Below are 16,162 nucleotides of genomic sequence, written 5' to 3'. Positions count from 1 at the left end.
ATTTGTCCGGGGGACGCATATGCTGGGATGGGGCAGATAGTGCAACCAGTCGAAATCAGGATTGCAGCGCTCATTTTCCTGATAGTCGTGTGGGCGGTGATTATCGGTGCGGCCATGGATTTTTTCGCGGTCGAGATACCGATATCGCTTGTCGCCCTATTACACAGATAATCCGCCCGGATGTCTCGGTGAGATTACCTCCTATTGAGTTGGCGGAATGACCAGCGCTGCAATATAGTTGACAGGCGCGACTATTTGCTGATCCAAGCGGAGTAGGCTGAATTCCGGCCGGTCCTGACGCGCCGTCTGCTCGCGCCTGCTCCAAAAATATTCTCATCGCGCGTATGGCACACCATCGGCTGACGTCCTGTGGGAACCTTCGTCATTTTTACGGTTTGGTGCTTTGCTACCCGGACGGGAGAATATGTCTGCGGACCTTAGCACAGACCTCGCAGGACGAAAGAGCCCGCTTGATCAGGAGGAGCCACTCAATTGCAACGCTCAAGGGAGGGGTGCTGGGTGCGAAATGCGCAACCAGCAGCCAATTTACTGAAAATTCCTGGATTTCACCTTCAGCGTATCGATATGAAGATCCGGCGTGAACATGTCCCTTGCCCGAACCCGCGGAGGCGCTTTTTCGCGCGAATCCGGGCTGCCCGGCGAACCATGGGCGAACTCGTCACCGCGCCCGGTCGGCGGATGAAACGTGCCGTCGCGCCCCGCAAGCCCTGACAGATCACCCGATAAATCGAACAGCTGCTGCGCGACCAGGTGAACCACCTCACCTTCGCGCTGGATCCTGCCGTTGATCGCCATTATGCTGGCGCCGAGCACCACGCGGCGCGAGCGCTCGAACAGCTTCGGCCAGACGACGACATTGGCAATGCCGGTCTCGTCCTCGATGGTGATGAACATCACGCCCTTGGCCGAACCCGGCCGTTGCCGCACCAGCACCAGCCCGGCCGCCATCAGCCACTGGCCGTCGCGCGCCGTCATCGCCTCGGCACAGGTGACGATCCGGCGCTTGGCGAGATTGGCCCGCAGGAATCGCAAAGGGTGCTCCCGCAGTGTCAGCCCGACGTGACTGTAATCCTCGACGACGTTATGCCCCTCGGTCATCTGCCTGAGTTCGACGTCCGGCTCCTGCTGCTCGGCGATCGCCCGCGCTTCGCGTTCGGCCGCGGCCGTGAAGAGAGGCAACGGCTCGTCGCGCAGCGCCTTGATCGCCCAGAGCGCATCGCGTCGTTCGAATCGCAAGGATGGCAGGAACGCATCTGCCTCGGCAAGCTCGACAAGGGAAGCGGCCGGCACGCCCGACCGGCGCCACAGGTCGTCGACCGAAGCGAAGGGTTCGTCGCCGCGCGCGGCAACAATGCGGGCTGCGTCAGCGGTTGCCAATCCGCGCACCAGCCGCATGCCGAGCCGCACCGCATGGCGGTCAGTGCCTTCGACCTCCTCCAGCGTGCAGTCCCAACGCGAGCGATTGATGCAGACCGGTCGCACCTCGACGCCGTGTTTCCTCGCATCTGCTACGATCTGGGCCGGGGCATAAAAACCCATCGGCTGCGAGTTCAGGAGAGCCGCGCAGAAGACATCCGGGAAATGGCATTTGATGTAGCTGCTGGCATAGGCGATCAGCGCGAAACTGGCAGCATGGCTTTCGGGGAAACCGTAGGAGCCGAAGCCTTCCAATTGGCCGAAGGTGCGCTTGGCAAACTCCGGTGAATAGCCGTTGCGGATCATGCCGGAAACGAGCTTGTCCTCAAACCTGCTGACGCCGCCGGTGAACTTGAACGTCGCCATGGATTTCCGAAGCTGGTCGGCTTCGCCGCCCGTGAAACCGGCACAGACCATCGCGATCTTCATCGCCGACTCTTGAAACAGAGGCACGCCCAGCGTCCTGTGCAAGACCGCCTCCAGTTCGGGCGTCGGATACTCGACCTTTTCCTTGCCCTCGCGGCGGCGCAGATACGGATGGACCATGTCACCCTGGATCGGTCCGGGCCGGACGATCGCCACCTGGATGACGAGGTCATAGAAGGTCTCCGGCTTCATCCGCGGGAGCATCGACATCTGCGCCCGGCTCTCGATCTGGAAGGTGCCAAGCGTGTCGGCCTTGCAGATCATCGCATAGGTGGCCGGGTCTTCCTGCGGGATGGCGGCGAGGTCGAGTTCCTGATGCTTGTGGGCGCCAATGAGGGCAAAGGCTTTGGCCATGCAGGTCAACATGCCCAAGGCCAAGACATCGACCTTCATCATTTTGAGCGCCTCGACGTCATCCTTATCCCATTCGATCACCTGGCGATCGGCCATCGCCGCCGGTTCGATCGGCACAAGATGATCCAGCCTGTCGTGGGTCAGGACAAATCCACCCGGGTGCTGGCCGAGATGCCGCGGTGCTCCCATCAACTGCTGGGAAAGCCGGAGCGTCAAGGCGAGACGCCGATCCTCCGGATTGAGGCCGAGGGCCCGCACCTGGCTCTCGCCGACGGTTTCCGACCAGGACCAGATGCCGGCGGAAAGCGCCTTGATCAGGTCCTCGGGCAGGCCGAGCGCCTTGCCGACATCGCGAATGGCGCCCTTGGCGCGATAGCGGGTCACGGTAGAGCAGAGGGCTGCCTTGTCATGGCCGTAGGTCTTGTAGATCCATTGGATCACCTCCTCTCGCCTCTCATGTTCGAAGTCGACATCGATGTCGGGCGGCTCGTCGCGCTCCTGGCTGACGAAGCGCTCGAAGAGGAGATTATTGGTATCAGGATCGATCGAGGTGATGCCGAGCACATAGCAGACTGCGGAATTCGCGGCCGATCCCCTGCCCTGGCAGAGAATGCCCTGCGATCGGGCATAGCGGACGATCGAGAAGACCGTCAAAAAATAAGGGGCGTATTTCATGGTCTCGATCAGGGACAGCTCGTGACGGATCGTCTTTTCGACATGCGCCGGCAGCCCTTCCGGATAGCGCGTCGTAACGCCCTCCCAGGTGTAATGCTCCAGCGACTGTTGTGCCGTCATGCCCGGGATCAGCGCTTCTTCGGGATATTGATAGACGAGCTCCTCCAGACTGAACCTGCAGCGCTCGACGATTTCCTTCGAGCGTGCCAGCGCTTCCGGATAGCGGGGAAACAGACGCGCCATTTCTTCCGGCGGCTTCAGGTAGCGGTCCGCATGCCGCTCGCGCTCGAAGCCAACATCGTCGATGGTGGTGCCAGTGCGAATGCAGGTGACGACATCCTGCAGCTGTCGCCGGCCGGGCTCATGAAACAGGACGTCATTGGTGACGACCGTCTTCACCCGGTGCTGCGCCGCCAGGTTCGACAGCTCGTGCAGCCGTAGCTGATCGTTCGGCCGCCGGCGCAGACAGAGCGAGACATAGGCGCGGTCGCCGAAAACCTCACCCATCTTCCTCAACTGCACGGCGCAGCCATCGTCCGGCATATCCGGGACCAGGATGCCGATCAGGCCTTCGCAATAGTACATCCTCGAGATGCAGGATGCAGTTGGCTTTGCCGCCGCGGCCCTTGCCCAAGGTCAAAAGCCGCGTCAGCCGCGAATAGGCGGTGCGGTCGGTGGGATAGACGAGGATCGACATGCCGTCGGCGAGATCGAGCCGGCAACCGACGACGAGCCGCAGGCCGGTGGCGCGGGAAGCTTCGAGCGCCCGAACAATGCCCGCCAGGCTGTTGCGGTCGACGATCCCGAGCGCCTCGATGCCCATCAGCTTGGCGGTCGCAAAGAGTTCTTCGGCCGAGCTTGCGCCGCGAAGGAAGGAGAAATGCGTGGTGACCTGCAGTTCGGCGTAGCGCATCAGGCAAACACCCCGTGCAGGAACCATTGGTGCGATCCAGTGTCGGCGTCGACGCCATCGCCGGAGCGGAAAATCCAGAAGCGCTCACCGGCATCATCCTCGACGACGAAATAGTCTCGAACCGCGACCCATTCGGAGCTGCTCTGCCACCACTCTCCGAAAATCCGCTCCGGGCCGTCGGCGCGCTTCACCCGGCGCCGGTTGCCACGCCAGGTAAAGGAAACCGGCGGATGATCGGGCAGAAGCGCAATCACCTTGATCGCTTCCGGGTGCGGCAAGAGCCGCGACGGCCGCGGCCAATGCAGCGGCCAGGTGGCGCCGATTTCGTCGGCCGTCGGTGCGATCCGCCGGACACTGCGCTCAGGGACATCGCTTGCCACCGGCGCGACACGGAAAATCCGCTGACCGCCGCGGTTTCCCAGCACGTCGATGAGCGGCGTCACGTCGGTCACCTGTTCTTCGATCAGGGAGGAAGCCGACTGCGCCTCAACGAGCGGTTCGGCGACGATTGCCGCGAGGCTCAGCTTCTCGATGCCGAAGCCCGGCTCGATCTTCTCGATCCGGTCGCGGAAAAGTTTTGTCAGCCAGGCGATATCTCGGGCGGGCTTGGCGGTGCCCGCCCGAAGCGACTGGATTGTGTTGTCGACGCGGTGGACGATGAGGTCGGCGCGCCGCACGCCAAGGCCTCGTTTCTCGAGCTCCAGACAAAGCTGCCGCACCAGGCGGCCCACATATTTCTCGATCGTCTCCGGTGCGCCGATCGGTTCGGCAAAGGATTTTTGGACCTCGACGAGATCCGCCGGCCGGATCGGGTCGATGGGCTCGGCGAGCCGGCCGAACATCTGATCGAGGCGCCGTCCGACTTCCCGGCCGAAACGCAGCGTCAGCGGCGCCCGCGGCGTCACTGCCAGATCGCCTATTGTGGCGAAGCCGAGGGTTCTGAGGCTCCCGACGATCTCGGCCGGCAGCCGCAGCGACGACAGCGGCAGACGATTGACCGCTTTGGCGGTCGCGCCGCGCGGGATGATAACAGTCTGGCGATCCGTGGATCGGACGAGCGCATGCGCCGCACCCCACGTATCGGCGATCGCCGCGCGCGCGGCGAGACCGCGGCCGCGGAAGCGGTTGACGAGACCGGAGAGCATCAGGTCCTCGCCGCCCTGCAGATGGTCGGCGCCCTCGGTGTCCATGACGATGCCATCAGGGGGATCCATGGCAACGACGGGAGAATATTGCGACAGGGCCCAAAGCGTCAGCCGTTCAAGTGTCGCGATGTCGGCCGCCGGATCGGCATCGATCATCGTCAACCCTTGGACCAGCGCCTGCGCCTTGGCGGCCGGCATGCCGACGCGCAAGCCCAGTTTGGCAGCGGCCTGATCGGCCGCCGCCACCCATCGTTTGGACCCACTCCTGGCGATCACCACCAGCGGCGTGTCACGATTGAGCGAAGGATCGGCGCGTCTGATCCGGTCGGTCGGCAGCGTCGGAAGAAAGACAGATACGACCCTGGCCATCACATGCTCCGATAGTGAATTCCCCTCTCTCGCCAGCCCTGACCCGCATGAGTTCCGCCAGCCAGCGCGCGCGGCCGAGGCCCGGCACGGGCAGCGGCTCGGACGGCAGCACCGAGATCCGCCAGCGGGTCGCCGCGGCCGTCGGGATGCCGAAATCGGAGGCTTCCGTCTGGCGCCGCCATCGGCGGATCACCAGACCCAATGTGCCGGACTTTTCCGCCGCAAGCTGCAGCCGGCGCGATGCCGTCATCGGCAGGCGCACCAGCTCGGCGACGACGGCGCCGAGGCCGCCATAGCGCAAAGCCTCTTCGAAGCTTGCGAGCACCGTCTCTTCCTTGTCGCATTCGACGAAGATGACGCGATCGGGGTGAAGTCCGACCTGGGCAAGTGCTGGAAAGAACAGATCGAAGCGGGTGACACACCAGACCACCTTGCCGGTGGTGCGGGCAGCGATGCCGCCAATGAAGAGCGCCGCAGCCGCGCCGTCGATGGCACCGTTTCCGCCGCCGGCGACTTCGTGCAGCGCACCGAAGGCCAGGCCACCTCCCGGCAGCTGCGCATCGATCTCACCAACACCGAACGGCAGGACGCTGCGGCGGCGCGAACCGGCACCTTCCAGGCTGGCGATTTTCTCGCGCAACTCATCCAGAACAGCATTCGAAATGGCGGCTGATGTAGGCATGATCTCCTTCGGAGCACCGGTTTCTACTTGAGAGGTGCAGTTATGTTCTCTATTTGTTCTCAAGCCGACAACGAGTCAATGCGCACTCAACGCGCTTAAGTTGTGCGCATCGATGTAACCAGCGGATTTCCCGAGCGGATTCAACTCGATGACCGGATTGAAATTTTTTTTGGATCGCAGCTGGGAGCGTCCGACCTCCCGGCTGGCCGCGATCAATATATCTGCATGCCGCGCCGCTCCAATTCCTCGAAGATATCCTGCGTGGTCGGGTACGGCTAAAAGCTGCCCGCCTTTTTGAGCCCCGGCAGACCGAGCAAAGGCATCCGGTCAGGGATCAACTTGCTGGAACAGGGAACTGCTGGAGCCTGCCAAAGTTAGTTTTGTTAAACTATGGCGGAGTTCGATAGTAACCACGTCGAAATCGTTGGACATCAGCATCTGGCTTAGCGGCAGGGTCGTCGCGCCACTCGATGAATAAAATTGGGAGTTCCGCATGGAGACCGAGACAATAATTTTCCAGCCGAGCGACTGGGTCCCGAACAATCCTCGCCTTCCTGTATTGCTTTACCGGGGACTGGTAGCCAACGATGGGGCTATTGATTTCCAAGGACGCTTCGCGGCGAACGGCTGGACAGGCATCTGGGCAAACGGTGTGTTCGACTACCAGCACTTCCACTCCGGCGCCCATGAAGTGCTGGGAATCGCCCGTGGTACCGCAACGCTGCTGATTGGCGGCCCAGACGGCCAGGCGCTGGCGGTGGCGGCGGGAGATTGTTTGGTATTGCCAGCCGGCACAGGCCATCAAAACCTCGGCTGCTCCGCTGACTTCCGAGTTATCGGCGCCTACCCTGACGGCCAGGATGCCGACATTCAAACATCGGCTGCTTCAAGCGACATGCTGTCCAAAATATCGGCAGTACCCTTACCCGCTACCGATCCCGTTGAAGGATCGTCGGGATTTCTCATTGAGGCGTGGCGCTAACCATCCGCGTGCCGCACCGCAAAATCATGACAGGCAAGACGCGCCGTTTCGAGCAGGGGCTGCCAAGACGCGAGCGAAATATTTCGCACGGCCCGCCGTCTTAGAATCTTCCGTTTTTGGCGTCCGCAGCGAAATGAGTGATGAAGCGAATTCCGCCGCTCCTCCTGCACTGCCAGGTTCATTTCACGCGTACGACGATCTGCTCCAGCTTAGGGAGCTTTTTTGCCATAAATGCGCCAATCCGCCGTCTCCCGCACGAGGTCATAGTGGCGGGCTATATAATGCGCATAGATGTCCCGCATGCCGTTCCCTGTCCAGATTTCGATGGGCCACTTCGGATCGAGGATCAAGTCCACGTCGGCAAACATCTTTTCCGCCGCCGGATGATATTCCTGCCCAAGAGTGCGCCCCCAATGATACCAGACACTGTCGCCGGCCGGCGGCGTCAGTCGCAGCCCGGCGGAAAATGGATTGACGAAGTCCAGAACGGCGACACGCTGAGATTTCCCATCCAGTTGCGAAAGAGCCGCCGACGCGTCGGCAAGCGTTCGGTTGTAGTCCTGGAAATATTCATATTGGCCGGCGCTCCACATCTTCACCAGGCGGACCCCGGAGAAGGCGGGCAGCGGAATAGCGTCGCCTCGCCCGCCAGCGGCATAATAGGCATGGATGGCAAGTGACGCAGCATTACCAACCGCAGCCGGGGTGAGCAGGAATGCTAAGAGTAGCGGCAGGGCGATCCGCGCTCTTCCATACCGGGAAGGAAGCTCTGCGCGAAAGAAACATGCCGACAACACGGCAGCGGTCGCGCCAAGCGTCACAATCCCAAAGAATTGGAAGTTCTGCGAGATCAGGAGGATCCCGGTTGTGATGCAGAACCCCACGAAGAGCAGATGCCGATAGGTTGGCGTCAGGATGAGAAGGATGACGGCGACAGCCAGGTAAGCAAGAAGGTCGACGAAGTTACTCCGTACCACGTGACCGATAGCCGTCATCGTCGGGAGACCGCCGCTGTTCTTCCCCGCAAGACTGATGTCGAGGAGGTAGTTGACCCCTCCGCCCCAGAGCGTCTCCGTCGCGAGGATGCTGGCAGCGATGATCCCAAACGCGAGCGCCACCCAGCCGATCTGGCGCCGGTCAAAGAGCATGAACATCAGAAAAGCGACGCCCACCACTCCATATGTGATCTTCGTGTAAAGCATCAGCAGCACGAGGAAGCTGGCGCACGTGGCGTCCGCGCCTTTGCGGTTTGAGGCGCCTGGCAACCGGCGCAGGTACATAACCAGCAGCAAACTGAGTGACGCCCAGCCGATCCGGTTGTAGAACATGGCAAAGCTGAGTTCCCCGATCCGTTCGCCAGGGTTTGCAGGAGCCGCGAGCACCAGAAGCAGACAGGTTGCCAGCGGCAGCCCAATCGCCCAATGCATCCGGCTGCCGACGATTGCTGCGGCTACAAGCGAAAATAGGAGGATCAGCAGAGACATTCCCACTGGCATCGCCGCCCCCATGCTACCGGACAAAGCGTAACCGACCGCCGGGATATAGAATGTGAGCGGCCCGAGAGACGTATGGAAATCAACGTTCGGCACCTGCCCTGCCGCAATCCGATAGGCACCATCAAGGAAAACGAAAAGGTCATTGACGTATTTGGTTGTGACCGTCGCGCCGGGCAGAGCCAGGAAGGCGGCAAGAAACAATCCGATGCTGGGGACAACGGCACACCACCAGTTCAACTTAACGGCGGGTCGCGGTGTATCTTTCTCCGTCATCGCCCTCGATGCTTGTGTCACCGTGCCTCACTTTGCGCCTTTGCCTGGCGCCATTGGTAAACCGTCCATTCGGATGTCTTCCGCACCACATCGAAGTTCGCCGAAAGGAACGGGCCATATAGCTCCTGCAGCGGCAGGCTGTTGATACCTGTCTTTGGCACCATGACGATCCTGACGTCGGCAAAGAGCACGTCCGGCGGGATGTAAGACCTTTGATTGATGTTGCGGTTCCAGTGAAGCCAGGCAGTATCGCCGGCGGGCGGGCGAATGCCGAGTCCGGCCGAAAATGGGTTTGCGAAATCCAGGACAAAAACTCTTTCGGCTTGAACCGGCAAAGACTGGAGAAGCGCACCACCGCTGACAATGTCATCAAGGTAGCGCCTGATGAAATCGGGCTCCCCGCCAGGCGGATCAACTTCCCGGACATCAGCAAATCGCGGCAGCCCGAGAGGCTGCCCCGCCTTCTCCGCCGCGAGGGCCGTATGCAGGACGAGGGCCGCGCTGTGGTGCACGATCGGAGGCAACAGGAACAGGATAACCATTAGCGGCAGGACGCCCGCAGCACGAGCTGAGCGTCCTGCTGGTCCGCCGTCATGGCCCGGTTGAAGCCAGGGCGTCTTCTGGGCCAGCGCGGTTGCCCCGCAATAGAGCGTGATGATGCCCCAGCTGTGGGCGTTCTGATTGATGAGCGCGACGCCCGCCCCTAAGCAAAACCCACAGAAGAAAAGATCTCGCAGGCTGCGGCTTTGCCAGATGGCGAGCGAAGCGACGGCAGCGAATACGGCGAGATCGGATATATTTTCGCGCAAATTTTTCAGAATGCTGCCGACATCATGACCACCGCTGACGCGGGCGGCCGCCCGCAGATCCTCGATGTGCTGGGCAGTTCCGCGCCAGAAGAACTCGATGGCGACCATCGCCAGTCCCGTCAGCAGCAGAGCCGTCACGCCCCAGCGGCGTTGCTGCCGATCCGACAAAATGATGAGGATCATCCCGGTGCCCGCAAGACCGTAGGTCACCTTGGTGTAGAACGAGACAAGCAGAAGAAAGGCAGCTGCGAGAGCATCGGCACTATCATTGCGCCTGCTAGATGACTGCGGTGCCAGATACATGACCAGCAACAGGCCGAGAGCGGCCCAACCGATGCGGTTATAGAACATCGCGAAGGAAGGATACCAGATGGAGCTGCCAAGATTGATCGGAGCTGCAAGAATGAGAACAAGGAATATCCCGAGTGCGGCGGCCAAAGACGTGTCCAGACGCGACACAAGGATGCGGATCATCGCGGGGATGAAAGCGACGAGCACGATCGCCATCCCCAGTGGTACGGCAGCTCCAAAATTTCCGGACAGAAAGTATCCCGCAGCCGGAATGTAAAAGACGAGTGGCCCGAGCGCCGTGTGGAAATCTCGGTTCGGCACCTGACCCCAGGCGATGCGATGCGCGCCGTCGATAAAGATCAGAACGTCATTGATGAAGGCGGCATTGATGGTCCTGCCCGGCAGTGCGAGCATGGCTGCACAGGCCAGGGCGACGACGATGATTGCAAGTTCCGCCGACAGGAACCGCCGTACCCAGGCTGCGGATCGTCTGTGGGCACCACCTCTGGCTCCGATTGCGTAGGCGGCCTGATTGGTGGGTTTCGTCACAGCCGCAACCTCTTGAAGATGGACTCAGGGATTGACCTGATTACCGTCATGAGCGGTCGCCATATCCCCCTGACGTAGACCACGTCACTGCGGCTACCGCCCTCGGCGACCGCGAAGATCTTTTGCGCCACCTCCTGCGGTTCGGCCGTAAGAAGCGACGGAAGCCTCATTCCGTCCGTCATCCGCGTGCGAACAAAGCCTGGCTTCACGGTCAACACGCGCACCCCCGAACGGGACAGCCTGTTCCTCAGGCCGGACAAGAACGCGGTCAAGCCGGCTTTGGCGGCGCCATACACGTAGTTCGACGCCCGTCCGCGATCGCCGGCGACAGAGCTTGTTCCCACGATCGTGCCCGATCCGCGCGCCGCAAATCGCTCAGCCAGCAGACCGAGGAGCAAAGCCGGCCCCTCGAAGTTTGTCCGCATGACCATGGCGGCGTATTCGAGCTCCTTTTCAGCCCGAGACTGCTCACCAAGTTCGCCGACGACGCAGATCACCGTGTCAGGCAAAGGTGACAGGGCGCCGAGGAAGGCCTCGAAACGAGCCGTCTGGAGGATATCCAGCTCATGAACCGTGACAGATGCGCCCGTGCGCGTAGCGATGTCGTTGGCTTCACGTTGGACGGCCGCGTGCGCCCGTCCGGCCAAATGGATGTCCCAGCCTGCCTCGCCATAATAGCTTGCCGTCGCACGGCCTATATCAGAGGTCGCCCCGATCATGAGCAGTGTCTTGCCGATCCGCTTCATATGCCGAGCCTTTTTGCCAAACGCGAATTGAAACGACGGTCGGCTCCGGTTGCTCTTCGCAGTACTTTGAACGCGTCCAGTCTGGGGTAACCGCATTCGAACGTAAGGCGGGACTGGCGCGCATCTTTGGCCAGATAGAGACGCCCCCCTGCCTTGACAACCAGCTCATCGATTTCGTCGAGCAGCCGCAACACCTCCTGCGTGGCTGGGAGGTCGAGCGCGAGCGTATAGCCCGGCGCAGCAAAAGAAAGCAGACCCGCACTGCCTCGCAGCCTTTTCAGCACGGCAAGAAAGGAGCCTTTGCCCGACTGCGCAAAACGGTCGAGGATGCTCGAGAGGACCTGGAGCGCGTCAGCATCCGGTACCACGCATTGATGCTGGATGAAGCCTCGTTTGCCGTACAATCTGTTCCATCGAAGGATGCGGTCGAGAGGGAAGAAGTAATTATCCCAATGGACCAACATGGGCTTGGCCGACTTGCGGATACCGGCCCGGAAGTAAAGCTCATTGAAGGCGGATACGCTCGCCTTGTTCAAGAGCCAAGCCGGCATATCGAGCGGCAGGGTAAGGGCTGCGCTGTTCGGCGAGGGAAAGAGATCGGCCCTTAGCGTCTCCCTGACCTGATCCGGTGTCGCGTGCTCACCCGCAAAAATCAAAGACCGTCCGAGCGAAGCGCCTTTCGACAGACAATCGATCCAAGCCACCGAGTAGGTCGCCTCCTCCGATTGCCGCAACGCTTTTAATGCTTCGGCGAGGTTCTCGGCTACGGTCGTCTTCTGCGCAATCCAGCCGGTCTCAATCTGTCTCAAGCGAAAGGTTGCTTCAGCAATTACTCCAGTCAGGCCCATCCCGCCGACCGTCGCTGAAAAAAGCTCCGCGTTCTGCGAGCGGCTACACGTGAGGATTTCGCCGTTGGCGGTCACCAATTTCAGTTCGTTGACGTGATCGCCGAATCCGCCATCGCAATGATGATTCTTTCCGTGAACATCTGACGCAACCATCCCCCCGATCGTCACGAACTTCGTGCCCGGAACCACCGGCGGAAAACAGCCCCGGGGCACCAGCGAGCGCAGGACGTCGGAAAGCATGACGCCGCCCTCTGCGGTGAGGACGCGATCGGCGGCATCGAAGCTTTTCATCCGGTTCAATCCACCGCACATCAAGGTCGAATTCTCGCCGATCGCAGCGTCACCATAGGAGCGGCCATTGCCACGAGCGATCAAACCTGGACGCGATGCCACAAACCTGCCTAGGGCCTCCGGAACCCGGCAGTGCAATACCTCGCTCTCATGACGCGGATAGCGTCCCCAGCCCTCCATCGTCGCTACGCCTCCCTTGGCTTGAAGACGAATTTTCGGTCGAGAGCGTATTTCGCGATATAGCCAATCCCCAGGCCGATCGCGCCACCGGTAAATTTGGCAAGCTCCGTCTTCCAGATTGTCCAGAAGGCGATTTCGAACCCCCAGAATATGAGCGTCGTCAGCACGCTGAACAAGCCATACAGTACGACCTTCGACACCTCGTCGCGATGAGAGGTGTAACGGTCGAAGAATATCCAGTTTTTATCGAGAACGTATTTCAGGGCAAAGCCGGCGGCGGTGCCCGCGAGGATCGATGGCATCAGGCCGCACCGAGGCGCCATTTGGAGAACGATTGCCTGGACAAAGAAATTGGCGGCGGTGGAGAGCACCGCGAAGGCGACATAGCGGACCGCGACGCCGGTGGTGGTGGTGCTTCGCTGCTGGAACTGCGAATCCATGATGACCACCTCACATCGCGGCCAAGACGAATAGGCTGGCGGCCCCGAGTGTCGCGAGACTGACTTTATCCTTGATGGCAAAGACAACCGGATCATCATGCATCTGGCCGCGGTGGGCGAGCATGAGAATGCGCGCGATCCAGCAGGCGAGGATCGGGCCCACGAGCCATAACATTCCCGGCCGCGCAAAGATGTCTTGCGCGTTTTCGCTCGCGGCGTAGAGGGCAAACAGCGTCAGCGCATTCATCCCGGCGCCCGCTGCCAGGGCACCCACCATGCCGATGTCGGCCTTCCTGTAGTCCCGGCCCTTGGAGTCCGGCAGGCGCGCAGCGCGGCGCCCGATCAGCTCGGTGTATCGTTTGACCAAAGCGAGCGAGAGAAACCAGCTCATCATGAACGCCAAGAGCCAGGGCGACGGCCAAACCGAGACGGCGGCCGCCCCGCCGATCACCCGGGTCGTATAGAGAGACGCGAGAGCCACGACATCCAGGATCATCCTGCGCTTGAAGAAAAACGAATAGGCGGTGGTCAACGCAAAATATCCCCCCAAAACAAGAACGAACCCCGGCGTCACCATGACGGCGACCGTGAGCGATAGGAGAAGGAGGATTGGAATGACGGCAATGGCGTCCGAAAGCGGAATGTCACCGCACGCAAGAGGCCTGCGGCATTTCGTGCGATGGCCGCGGTCGTCCTGGAGATCCACCAGATCATTGAGGATATAGACGCCGGAAGCACAAAGTGAGAATGCGAGGAAAGCCAGACCGGTGCTGACAAAGCTGTTGACATCGAAGAGCTGATTTATCAGCAGCGGGATAAAGACAAGCCCGTTCTTGACGTACTGATGCAAACGCAACAGCCGCGCCCAGGTGCGCCAGGTCGCTTTTTCATAGGGGAGATATTGGACGTCAGCGCACTGTAGCGCGAGTTTTTGTGCGACCGCGGGCGGAGTTCGTATCGCATAGGATTTGGCGGCATAACGCCAAACAGGAAGGTCTGCCGCGTCGTTCCCGATGTAGTCAAATCCGCTTTTTCCGAAAGCGGCTATGAGTTTTCCCGCTTTGACATCGGCCGCGCAATTTGTTGTTTCGCTGGTTGCAAACCAGCCGTCGAAAAGGCCGAGATGTTTGGCGACTGCGGCAACGAGACGCTCATGGCTCGCGGACGCGAGATAGATGGACCGTCCTTCCTCTCTTGCGGCCCGTATTACCTTCACGACCTCCTCGTCATACGGAAGGAAAGCGGGATCGAAATCAGCTGGTTGCGAAAGACGGTGCTTCAGGCAGGCCTTTCCGCGGCACACAGCCTTGACCAGAGCCACAGCCGAGTGAGGGTGACGACCGAGTTCGGCGAATGCGGTTTCGATCAGGAGATCTGATCGTACGAGAGTGCCGTCGAGATCGACCACCAACGGACAAGGCTGCAGTAACGTTTCAAGGGCTTCGGAACCGACCGCCGATGGCGACGCGTGCGTTGGCTCAAGGCGGTCATCCTCCCGGAGTTCTGGCGGAAACTCTCTTTGCAGGAGGAACTCACGATGCAGCTCGCTCAAAGGAACCCCCTCTGCTTGAACCTCAGGAACCCCTCGAACCACGGCCAAGACGGTTAGTTCCATTATCCAAGACGCGGGGCTTTCCGGCGTTCGCGAGAGATGCCCCGCAGGGGCTCCCCGCACGGACATGCTGAGACTTTCCGGGAAACCGGTGTCTCGCAAAAAGGCGGCATTTCGATCTGGTGCCGCCGAGCATGGTCGTCAGCGTCGGGGACAAGCCCTGGCCGAACTCCTGCTCACCCGACAAGCGGGTTATGGTCTTCTTGCAGTTGCCGTAGGTGGTTATGCACTGCGACCGCTGCTATCTCCCCTTGCGCCATGGCCACACCCAGTTGATTAAGGCCGGTCACGACATCGCCAACTGCATAGAGGCCCGGGACCTGGGTCGTCTGATGTGGGTCAACCTTTATGCGCCTGTCCTGCTCCAACTCTGCCCCCAGCTGTTCGGCGAGCTGTGAACGCGGGGCTATCCCTAACGCCGAATATAGGACCACCCCTTGCAACGCGGCCGAGGCCTTCATGATGAGATCAACGGTTCCGTTCACCGAACGAAAGCAGTGCACCAGCTTCTCGCCACGGATGGTGACACCGTGCTCGATCAACCGAGCCAACGTAGCGTCTTCCACATCCAGTCTTTCACCGAGTGTCGCGATGGTGATCTTTTTCGTGAACGATTTAAGGAAAAGGGCTTCTGACGCCGCTCGCTGTGTCGCGCCAATCACCACCGTGGATCTTCCAGCAATCTCATAGCCGTCGCAAATCGGGCAGAGGCGAATATGTCCTGACCGAACGAAATCAGTCGCTTCGCTGATAGGCGGCAATCGATCTTCGACACCCGTCGCCAGGATGATGTTTTTGGCGCGCATGTGCCGGTCTTCTTCAAGTCCCGCGATGAAGCCGGAGTTACCTTCCCGCTCGACCAGAGATACGGCTTCCCGCACGATCTCGACACCCAGGTTCTGCAGCTGCGTTTTCATGCGTCTCGATAGCTCGCGCCCTTCGATGCCTTCGGGAAAGGCCGGATGATTTCGCGAGAGCGGGATAAGCAGTGCACGGCTGTGGCCTGAATCGATGACGACAACGCTGCGGTTTAGCCGTGCCAGGTAAATGGCGGCCGCCATGCCTGCCGGCCCGGCACCTATCACCATCGCGTCCAGTATTGCCGGCGTAGCTGTCATCGCTGGAACTCCTTTGCAGCCCTCCAACCTCGACGAGACGTCACGGTTCCGGCGCCGGTGGTCGCAATCGAACGCTGCGCATCCAGGCGAATGCATGCCTCGCCCATCGAAGGTTCGGATGCTTCACGCTTGATCAACATGGACGGACTGGAAGTCGATTTATCGATCAAAAAAAGCCCCGCAAGTTTTGCGGGGCAATGATATTCAGTGGAAAGGCGGATGGGGGAAGAAGGGACCCGCATCCGCCCGTCGAACTCACCGCTTGTAAATAAGTTCCCACTCTTGCGAGCTTTACATCAGCAACCGCACCAGAGCGTCCTCATCTTTCACCCCATGTCGAAACGACTGAAGAATTCGATTGGCCAGTTCCTCGCGCTCCGCTTCCGATTTGATCCGTCTAGCGGCAACGAGGTGGTAGAACACCCTCTGACACAAAGCGAGATCGGCCTTTTCGAGGGGTTTGCACCTTGTGCAGTTTGCCACGGGAACATGATAACCTCAGAATCCCTGTATTGAGGGTAGGTTT

General features: G+C 60.6%; 10 protein-coding genes and 1 pseudogene. 1 reads left to right on the top strand and 10 read right to left on the bottom strand.

Annotated features, from left to right (window positions below):
* Positions 1-546: 546 nt before the first annotated feature.
* The 3 genes and pseudogenes from AMK05_RS24700 to AMK05_RS24690 all read right to left on the bottom strand — a co-directional run bounded on the left by AMK05_RS24700 (position 547) and on the right by AMK05_RS24690 (position 6,001).
* Positions 547-3,805: pseudogene (locus AMK05_RS24700) on the bottom strand (error-prone DNA polymerase).
* Positions 3,805-5,319 (bottom strand): Y-family DNA polymerase, encoded by a 1,515-nt coding sequence (locus AMK05_RS24695; protein WP_082935734.1) that lies wholly within the window; start codon positions 5,317-5,319, stop codon positions 3,805-3,807. Before AMK05_RS24695 ends, AMK05_RS24700 begins: the two are co-directional and overlap by 1 nt.
* Positions 5,240-6,001, bottom strand: coding sequence for an ImuA family protein (locus AMK05_RS24690; protein ID WP_064841937.1), 762 nt, complete (start codon positions 5,999-6,001; stop codon positions 5,240-5,242). The genes AMK05_RS24695 and AMK05_RS24690 overlap by 80 nt, the downstream gene beginning before the upstream one ends.
* 493 nt (positions 6,002-6,494) lie before the next feature.
* Between AMK05_RS24690 and AMK05_RS24685 the strand changes: the two genes are divergently transcribed.
* Positions 6,495-6,983 (top strand): hypothetical protein, encoded by a 489-nt coding sequence (locus AMK05_RS24685; RefSeq protein ID WP_064841936.1) that lies wholly within the window; start codon positions 6,495-6,497, stop codon positions 6,981-6,983.
* A 209-nt stretch (positions 6,984-7,192) separates the two neighbouring features.
* Here the strand turns inward: AMK05_RS24685 and AMK05_RS24680 are convergent, their stop codons facing one another.
* From AMK05_RS24680 to AMK05_RS24650, 7 genes are all read right to left on the bottom strand, one after another.
* The gene (locus AMK05_RS24680; RefSeq protein WP_237352240.1) at positions 7,193-8,752 is read right to left on the bottom strand and encodes a hypothetical protein; all 1,560 of its coding nucleotides are present in this window, start codon (positions 8,750-8,752) and stop codon (positions 7,193-7,195) included.
* A gap of 17 nt (positions 8,753-8,769) precedes the next feature.
* A complete protein-coding gene (locus AMK05_RS24675) occupies positions 8,770-10,401 on the bottom strand; it encodes a hypothetical protein (RefSeq protein WP_064841934.1) in 1,632 nt (543 codons plus the stop codon).
* Positions 10,398-11,147 (bottom strand): SDR family oxidoreductase, encoded by a 750-nt coding sequence (locus AMK05_RS24670; RefSeq protein ID WP_064841933.1) that lies wholly within the window; start codon positions 11,145-11,147, stop codon positions 10,398-10,400. Before AMK05_RS24670 ends, AMK05_RS24675 begins: the two co-directional genes overlap by 4 nt.
* Positions 11,144-12,466 carry an FAD-binding oxidoreductase gene (locus AMK05_RS24665; protein ID WP_064841932.1) on the bottom strand — a complete coding sequence of 441 codons (1,323 nt, stop codon included), beginning with the start codon at positions 12,464-12,466 and terminating at the stop codon, positions 11,144-11,146. The genes AMK05_RS24670 and AMK05_RS24665 overlap by 4 nt, the downstream gene beginning before the upstream one ends.
* A gap of 5 nt (positions 12,467-12,471) precedes the next feature.
* Positions 12,472-12,906: a GtrA family protein gene (locus tag AMK05_RS24660; protein ID WP_064841931.1), complete on the bottom strand. Its 435-nt coding sequence runs from the start codon at positions 12,904-12,906 to the stop codon at positions 12,472-12,474.
* A 10-nt stretch (positions 12,907-12,916) separates the two neighbouring features.
* Positions 12,917-14,458, bottom strand: coding sequence for a UbiA family prenyltransferase (locus tag AMK05_RS24655; RefSeq protein WP_082935742.1), 1,542 nt, complete (start codon positions 14,456-14,458; stop codon positions 12,917-12,919).
* A 236-nt stretch (positions 14,459-14,694) separates the two neighbouring features.
* Positions 14,695-15,636: an NAD(P)/FAD-dependent oxidoreductase gene (locus AMK05_RS24650; protein ID WP_064841930.1), complete on the bottom strand. Its 942-nt coding sequence runs from the start codon at positions 15,634-15,636 to the stop codon at positions 14,695-14,697.
* Between the last annotated feature and the right edge of the window lie 526 nt (positions 15,637-16,162).

The organism is Rhizobium sp. N324, assembly GCF_001664485.1.
Lineage (GTDB): Bacteria > Pseudomonadota > Alphaproteobacteria > Rhizobiales > Rhizobiaceae > Rhizobium.
Note: the sequence above shows the minus strand (reverse complement) of the source record. Positions and strands in the feature narration are given on the sequence as shown.